Source organism: Gordonia marina (assembly GCF_052036135.1).
Lineage (GTDB): Bacteria > Actinomycetota > Actinomycetes > Mycobacteriales > Mycobacteriaceae > Gordonia.
On the sequence record NZ_JBPSDN010000065.1, the window covers coordinates 1 to 7,559 of the forward strand.

The window sequence follows — 7,559 nt, forward strand, 5'->3', positions numbered from 1 at the left end:
ACTCACCAGAAAGGTGCTCCCTCGCTCTGACGTAATCGGACTGTCGCAAGAACGATTATCGCAGGTGAGAGCACCTTTCTTCATGCATCAGGGTCGGCGAGTCGAATTCACCGATGAAAGAACCAGGCTAACAAGACGTTCTGGCCCCGAGCACAGGTACCCACCGACGGCCCTCGTTCAGCAGCGGTCCGAGCGGCGCTGACGTCCACCCACGAGGTTGTCCGTCAAAATACCTTGGTCGCCGAACAACTCCGAGCGCCAGGTCTTGAGCAGATAATCTGTGGGGTTGTCGCTGGGATGGAACCCGCGACGCGTGTAGGTTCCCAACTCGCGCAATACATCTCGGTTGATCCACGGGTTGGTGCGCATAGCCGCCACGCTTCGCAGAAGACGAGCCGGGTTGTACGTGGCGCGATCGGTGAGCATCGACGCCAGCGTGGACACGGTGACAAGCCCCAGGAACGTGATGTGGATCCCGCGCATCGTGCCGATACGCAGAGCTTCGCTGCCACCGATGGTCCGGTAGACGTCGAACGCCACCGCTTTGTGTTCGACCTCCTCGTAGGCGTGCCACAGCAGGAGTCCCCGCACCTCGTCGGAGGTGAGTAGCGCGCGTGCCTCGGTATTCGTGAGGAGCAGAGAGGCCAGGGTCGCCGTGTAGTGCTCGAGGCCGGCGGTCATGGCCAACGAGAATTTGTGCGGCGCGTGGCGGTAGATCATCGCCAGCGCTCGCTTGGTGAGGCGGTCATTGATCCGAGTGGGGTAACCCATTTCCTGGAGATGCTCGTTGATCTCGCGGTGCTCGCGTCCGTGTGTAGCCTCTTGGCCGATGAACCCGTCGACCTGCGCCCTCAATGTCGCGTGGGCGATCTCATCCTTGTAGTACTTCACCGACCGGATGAAGAAGTCCTCGCCCTCCGGGAAAACCGATGACAGCATGGACACGACGTGACTCATGATCAGGTCGTCGGAGACATAGTGCCGGTTCATGGAGCCCTGCGGATAGGAGAACTTGATCCGCCTTGCACGGATGGGCGCTGCCTTGAAGTCGACCACACCGGCGTCGTCGGTAGAGCTGATGGCGGGTTGCTCCGCGTCCATGCTGTCCTCCGGTCCCGTGCCGCCACACCAGAATATGTGTGTCAGCATCCACAGCTCGGTTCCCAATTATCAGTCCGCAGAGACAGTGCTGTCAATGATCGATAAGGCCCCGATGGGGGTACCGCGGTCGGCGAACGCACACGTGATGGCACCTGCCCCAGGCCGAAGTAGACGCCCTGTGGGGCCGCGCCGAAGGACCCCAGCCAGGCATATGCTGACCCCGCCAAATTGCGCTACGTACAATGCTCGGCTGACCAGCTGCGGCCGCGCGCAGCTGGTGCGCCTGGCCATCAAGCAGTTTGTCCGGATCGGGAACTGGACCTGGGTGCTTCAGGATACTTGAGAACTAACCCGTGAACCGCGATCATTTCGCCCGCCCCACCGCCGGCATGTGGTCTTGTCTCTCGACCGCCGGTGCGCTTGGCTCTGATGAGCTATCGAATCCACCTCACAGAAGGACACCCAATGCCCAACCAGACCACGTCCGTTCCTCGCGCTGCCGGAGTCGTCGTCGCCGCGACCGGCTTAGCACACTTGGTGGTGCCGCGGGCGTTTCATGCCATCACCGCGCCGGCGTTCCCGAAGGACACCACCACGTGGACCAAGCGGAACGGGGTCACCGAGGCCGTCGTGGGCACCGCGATCGCGATTCCGGCGACGCAGAAGGCGGGGCTGATCGCACTGGGCGCCTACGTTGCGTTCCTCGGTTCGCGGATAGTTCTCGCGAGACGGTGACACTCACCCGGTGCTGGACTGATTTCGGTCACCGGGAGTTCTGACGACCACCTACGAGGTGAAGCCTGGGATCGGGTACTGCCCGTTGAGGGGTGCTTGCCGACGTCGGCGATCTTGTATGCCACCGGGTCGTGCCGGGTGTGGGTACGCACGTTGCGCAGAAACGGTCGAAGCCGTACTTGGGATTGGTCCCGCGCCGCACCGATCACCTCGAAGATCCCGCTGTTGACGTTGAGCGCGGCAGTGGTCGCCAACGCCTTGACCCCGGACACCTTCACCATCAGTTCGCCGCGGTCCTCCGGGTGAGCGCATCACCGCTTGTCCCAGACCCGTTCTGCAGCAGACGCGCCGCTTCGCGGGCGGCGGCGTCATCGCCCTGCAATGCGCTTAGGAATACGCCGTAGGAGCGAAGCGTGTAGGGATCGTGAAGGCGCACCCCTCGCGAAGATCGATCCGCCGGCGATCGCCGAGACCAGCACGAACGGTAAGCAACATCGGCCCCCATCCGGGTAACCATCCGCCACCTCGTGTCTCAGCATGACAGCGGGCTCGTCGTCAGTGACAGAAACCGGCCAGCACCCGCTGCGCGAACGACGGAGTAGGTGCGGCGGCCGCAACTGCCAACATGTCGGCGACCGAGGTGAACTTGTCGCGCGGGCGGCGCCCTCCGCCACGCTTGATTTCGGCTTCGTCGATGGCCCTCCATCCAGCCGCGTTCACCACATCTGGTCTGCGGCTGCGCACCAGTTTCGCCAACGCGTGGGGCCTTGTGCGCGGCCCGGTCAACAGACCGGCGTTGTAGTCATCGACGACGCTTTGTACCGTCTCCGCCGCGCACGACTTGTTGGTGCCGATGAAACCGTTGGGGCCGCGCTTGATCCAGCCCGCCACGTAGCTGCCTGGCACCGGCTGTGCCGTTTGCGGATCGATGACCCGGCCCCCGTCGTTAGGTATCACGGCGGCGACGTCATCGAACGGTAGATCGCGAATGGCCTTCCCGCGGTATCCGATCGATGTCAGCACCAGGCCGGCGTCGAGATGACAGATTCGATCCGAACCCGTCACTGTGAACTCGATGCCGCTCACGAGGTCAGTGCCGAGGATGCGCGCGGGCGTCAGCCGGTACGCCAGCCGGATCTGCGGGCGCGTCGCGGGCACCGACGCGTCTCCGAGCTTGCTCAGTACCTCCAGTTTGTTTCGGATCAGCGGATCCTCCGCCGTGGCGAGGTCGGCCTGCACGAGAGCTTGGTCGGCCGCATCGAGAACCACGTCGCACGTCGACGTCAGCCCGATCAACTCGGGCAGGGTGAAAGCGGACTGCGCCGGCCCGCGGCGGGCTGCGATCACCACTTCGGTGACCTTCGACTGCCGCAGTGCGGCCAGCGCGTGATCGGCGATGTCCGTGCGCGCCAATGCGTCCGGATCAGTCGTCAAAATGCGGGCCACGTCGAGCGCGACGTTGCCGTTGCCGACCAGCACCACTCGTTCATGTTCCAGCGTGACAGGGAGATCTGTGTATTCGGGATGTCCGTTGATCCACGCGACCATTTCGGTGGCCGTGCCGGTGCCGGGCAGTCCCATGCCGTCGACGTCGAGTCTGCGATCGTTCGGCGCTCCGACGGCATACACCACCGCGTGATGGTGGGCCAACAGTTCGGAGTGGGACACATCCGATCCCACCTCGACGTTGAGGTAGAAGGTGAATCCAGACGATCGGCTCACTTCGTCGAAAAGCCGCGTGACCCGCTTGGTGTTCTGATGGTCGGGTGCGACGCCGGCCCGCACCAGCCCATAGGGCGTCGGGAGACGTTCGAAGACGTTGACCCGTACGCCTGACTGGGTTAACAGTTCGTCGGCGGCATACATCGCCGCCGGACCAGAGCCAACGATCGCTACCGTCAATGGATCAGACTCGCGTGCATCGACTTTCGGCGCGGCGATGACCGGCGCCAGCTTAGACGTCGGCGGAACCCTCTCGCCTGCGGGCCGATCCGGGTAGAACGCCGCGTTGAGGGAGACAAACGGCAATTGTTCAGGCCGCAGCTTTGCCTGCGGCACTATCGCCCCGACCGGGCAGGCAGATACACATGCGCCGCAGTCGACACACGAGACCGGATCGATGTACAACATCTCAGCGGTGGCGAACCCGGGTTCGTCTGGCGACGGATGAATACAGTTGACCGGGCAGGCGTACACACAGGAGGCGTCGCTACAGCACGACTGGGTGATCACATGGGGCATGTACGCCGCCCTACGCTACGGCGGACACGTGCTGGCGCTGCGGCTCGCTACGGTAGCGACTCGGCTTGCCGTCGATCTTGCAGATCCGCCAAACGATCTTGGCGAGCGGATTGATCAGTCCCGTGTCGTGGCACAGCATCCGGACGTCACCGAACATGTCACGTAGCGTTTGCCGCGACTCCGGCGAATTGAAGAAGACCTCCTTGCGCACCGAGCGTGGAATATCGAACTCCTTCCAGAACTCCCGCGGCGGAACCATGATGGCCGAACACAGCACGCGCATCATCACCGGCACAAACATCGACAGCAAGAACCGCTTCCCTCGCGACAAATGCGGCACCCGCTTACGCAGGTACTCATGCGCGAACGAGATGTGCCGCGCCTCTTCGGCCACGTGGATCGCCATCACCCGCTCCATGATCGGGTGCAGCTGTTTACCCTCGCGCAGAACGTTCTTCTGCGTGTGATCGATGGGTTCTTCACCGGCGAGAATGCCGAACCAGAACGGGATCGGCAGCGGCCCGGCCATCAACGGGACGACCGGTTGGGACCACCTCAGCAATCTTGGCATCCCGGGCACGTCGACGCCGATGCGGTTCACCATCTCCTGGAACATCATGGTGTGGTTGCACTCTTCGGCGGCCTCGTGCAGGCAGTAGCGGTACTCGGGCGACCCGTTGGGCGTCCAGAACGCGTAGTCCATCAGGCCGCGGATCAGGACCAACTCGAAGTGCAGGCCGACCTTGGCAACGTTGGCCTGACGCCACATACCGATCTCGATCTGGCGCTCGACCGCTTGCGCTTGATACCACGGGTGACGTCCGAGCGGATCGGTCCCAGGAAGGATCCACCGCTCGTCATTGGGTGTCACCGCGAACTCGGGTGCATCCCAATCGATATCGATATAGGGGTTGAAATGCCGTCGCACTGACCCCTCAGACAGTGTGTTGAGCATGTCGGTGTACACGGTGTCGTCGAGCACATCCATGTTGCTACGCCAACGTTTGATGATGCCGGTTCTAGCCATAAGAAGCCTCCCCTGAGGTTGATGTTTCTACGGCTTTTATACGTACACGATACCGCAAGTATCGGATATCGGAAATGCCCCGGTCGTGCGATGACCGAAACCGCCCCGATCCAGGGCCGCGCGATAGGGAGCGGTGGCTGGCAAGACGGCTAACCAGCGAGACGCAAAGACGGCATGACGGCCTGGGCCGCGCGGTCGCTACAGGCGCGTGTGTACAGGAATGGAACGTATATGTACACGCGGAGGGTCGGACGGTGTTGAAATCATCGAATTGTGCACATGTCAGAACAGAGCGGGCGGGCGGTGTCGTCGTGCGCCGGTTGCCCCCGTGTCGCTTCGGCGGGCTCGTTTTTCAACCGGAACCGACACCTCCCTCAGGACAGTTCTTACCGCTGACAGCTGATCTTGACGGCTGATGGTGACCAGGTGATCGTAGGGGCCGCTCAACCGGCTACGACGCCGTCCTGGCCGAGCTAGATCGCCAAATCGGCCAACCACCGGCCGTCAAGCACCAAGTCTGGCTTTTGTTGGTGCACGAAGGCGGCAGCGAGGGGCTCTCGCTCTGGCACGGCGGCCCACATATTTCGTGTTCTCCGGCCCACTGGGACGACGGGCAAGACGACCCTCGGCCGCATCCTCGCAGCGGATGGGGGTCAATAGTGCTGCGCCTCGTGATCTACGGTCTATGCATGGTGGCAGCAGCTGTGAGATACGTGCCGGCCCGAGTCGCGCATACTGCTTTACAACGACCACGTACGCCGGGCGAGCTCGTCAATACACTTCGCACCGGGTCGCCGGCCAGGCGGCTACGGTATTCAACCGTCCTCGTCACTGGCTCTTCGTCGGGCATCGGCGCTGCGGCAGCTGAAGAGTTCGCCCGTCGTGGAGCCCACGTCTTGATGGTGGCGCGGCGTGCGCACAGCCTAGACGAGCTCGTCACGCGTATCCGGGCCGAGGGCGGCTATGCCGACGCCTGTCCGGCGGATCTCTCCGACACCGACGACACGGCTCGCCTGATCCAGCACGTGCTCGCCGAGTACGGCTGCCCAGACATCGTCGTGAACAACGCCGGGCGGTCGATTCGCCGCGAGGTCCTCGACTCGACGGATCGGCTGCACGACTATCAGCGCACCATGGCGGTCAACTACTTCGGTCCCGTGCAGCTGACGTTAGGGTTCCTACCTGCCATGAAGGAGCGCGGCAGCGGCCACTTCATCAACGTCTCCACCTGGGGGATCCCAATGGGCGCTATGCCCAAGTTCTCGGCATACGCGGGATCGAAGGCCGCGATTACCGCCTTCGGACGCAGCATAGCGTCGGAGTTGCGTGGCACAGGGGTCTCTGTGACGACCGTCTTCTTCCCGCTCGTGCGGACACCGATGATCGAGCCCACCAACGAATACCACCAAATTCCCGCGCTCACCGCGGTCGAGGCTGCGGACTGGCTCGTGCACGCGGCTGTGTATCGCGATCTGGAGGTCATGCCGCGAGTGGCACGGCTTCTCCGACGAGTGGGCGCGGCCTCGTCGAGAGTCGCGGACCGGCTTGTGGAACGTAATGCGCCCTGACGTGTGCCCCAGATGGTGGCCCACGGCGAGGTGATCAACTCGGCGAGGAGGGCCGATGTGCGACACGGGGATACCTGACTCGTCGGTGCGATCGGCCCGAGGCTCTGCTGCACGACGGTCCACTTAGCCTGGTCCCGCCGCCGGGCTGTCGGGGTGGTGCCCCGGACCTGCGATCTCGGCCAACGTGTCGGCACGACATATGCGACGCCACGCGCCACCCGACGATCATCCGGGAGTAGACGTCGGTAATGAAGCACACATACCCCACCCCGCACCAGGTCGGCACGTACGTCAGATCGGCACCCACAGATGATTGGGTGCGGTCGCGGTGAAGTTGCGTTTGACCAGATCCGGATGCCGTGGCGTATCTGGATCGGCTTTCGTGGTGCGCACCTGCTTTCCCCGGCGGACCCCTTCGATGCCGGCGAGCCGCATCAACTGGGCGACCTGGTCGCGGCCGACGGCGTGACCGCGCCCGGCGCGCGGCCGTCCACAGCTTGCGGTCACCGTAGACCCGGTAGTTGTCCTCCCCCAGCTGTTCAAGAGCCGGACCCATCACCCGCGTCACGTCGCGTCCGCGCCGACGGCGCGCGGGCCTTGGTCACGTAGTACGTACTCGGGGCCACCGGCACCCCTGCTGAGCGCAGGACAGCACTAATGGGCTCGACCCCAAACCAAGCGGAAGTAGAACTCTGAAGCCCACACCGTGTGGAATCCGGTGCCGAGGATCGAGAGACCATATGTACTCACAGCATTCCTTGTGTGCGGTGACCAGGGTTGCGTCGAGGTCGATGACCAGTGGGTTCTTCGCCGAAATCCCGTGGTTCGGAGCAGCAGGACCGGCCAACGCCCACACCCGTGCCCGGGTCGCTGCTCGAGCCGCAGCG

At 63.6% G+C, this 7,559-nt stretch carries 5 protein-coding genes and 1 pseudogene; 2 read left to right on the plus strand and 4 right to left on the minus strand.

Annotated features, from left to right (window positions below; translation table 11 throughout):
- Positions 1–177 precede the first annotated feature (177 nt).
- A complete protein-coding gene (locus ACSEEN_RS21035; RefSeq protein WP_008382251.1) occupies positions 178–1,101 on the minus strand; it encodes a metal-dependent hydrolase in 924 nt (307 codons plus the stop codon).
- A gap of 465 nt (positions 1,102–1,566) precedes the next feature.
- Between ACSEEN_RS21035 and ACSEEN_RS21040 the strand changes: the two genes are divergently transcribed.
- Positions 1,567–1,836, plus strand: coding sequence for a DoxX-related protein (locus ACSEEN_RS21040; RefSeq protein ID WP_161896577.1), 270 nt, complete (start codon positions 1,567–1,569; stop codon positions 1,834–1,836).
- Between the two features lie 555 nt (positions 1,837–2,391).
- Here ACSEEN_RS21040 and ACSEEN_RS21045 read toward each other — a convergent pair.
- Positions 2,392–4,077: an FAD-dependent oxidoreductase gene (locus ACSEEN_RS21045; protein WP_440714219.1), complete on the minus strand. Its 1,686-nt coding sequence runs from the start codon at positions 4,075–4,077 to the stop codon at positions 2,392–2,394.
- Positions 4,078–4,087: 10 nt separating this feature from the next.
- The gene (locus ACSEEN_RS21050; protein WP_009678392.1) at positions 4,088–5,104 is read right to left on the minus strand and encodes an AurF N-oxygenase family protein; all 1,017 of its coding nucleotides are present in this window, start codon (positions 5,102–5,104) and stop codon (positions 4,088–4,090) included.
- A 689-nt stretch (positions 5,105–5,793) separates the two neighbouring features.
- Between ACSEEN_RS21050 and ACSEEN_RS21055 the strand changes: the two genes are divergently transcribed.
- Complete coding sequence (locus ACSEEN_RS21055) at positions 5,794–6,672, plus strand: SDR family NAD(P)-dependent oxidoreductase (protein ID WP_408949342.1); 879 nt, start codon at positions 5,794–5,796, stop codon at positions 6,670–6,672.
- 196 nt (positions 6,673–6,868) lie between these two features.
- Here the strand turns inward: ACSEEN_RS21055 and ACSEEN_RS21060 are convergent.
- Positions 6,869–7,343: pseudogene (locus tag ACSEEN_RS21060) on the minus strand (IS3 family transposase); the annotation flags it as partial.
- Positions 7,344–7,559: the final 216 nt, after the last annotated feature.

What these genes read in the sequence shown, in the direction of transcription:
- ACSEEN_RS21035 (WP_008382251.1), bottom strand. Translation starts at nt 1,101, where the DNA reads ATGGACGCGGAGCAACCCGCCATCAGCTCTACCGACGACGCCGGTGTG.
- ACSEEN_RS21040 (WP_161896577.1), top strand. Translation starts at nt 1,567, where the DNA reads ATGCCCAACCAGACCACGTCCGTTCCTCGCGCTGCCGGAGTCGTCGTC.
- ACSEEN_RS21045 (WP_440714219.1), bottom strand. Translation starts at nt 4,077, where the DNA reads ATGCCCCATGTGATCACCCAGTCGTGCTGTAGCGACGCCTCCTGTGTG.
- ACSEEN_RS21050 (WP_009678392.1), bottom strand. Translation starts at nt 5,104, where the DNA reads ATGGCTAGAACCGGCATCATCAAACGTTGGCGTAGCAACATGGATGTG.
- ACSEEN_RS21055 (WP_408949342.1), top strand. Translation starts at nt 5,794, where the DNA reads ATGGTGGCAGCAGCTGTGAGATACGTGCCGGCCCGAGTCGCGCATACT.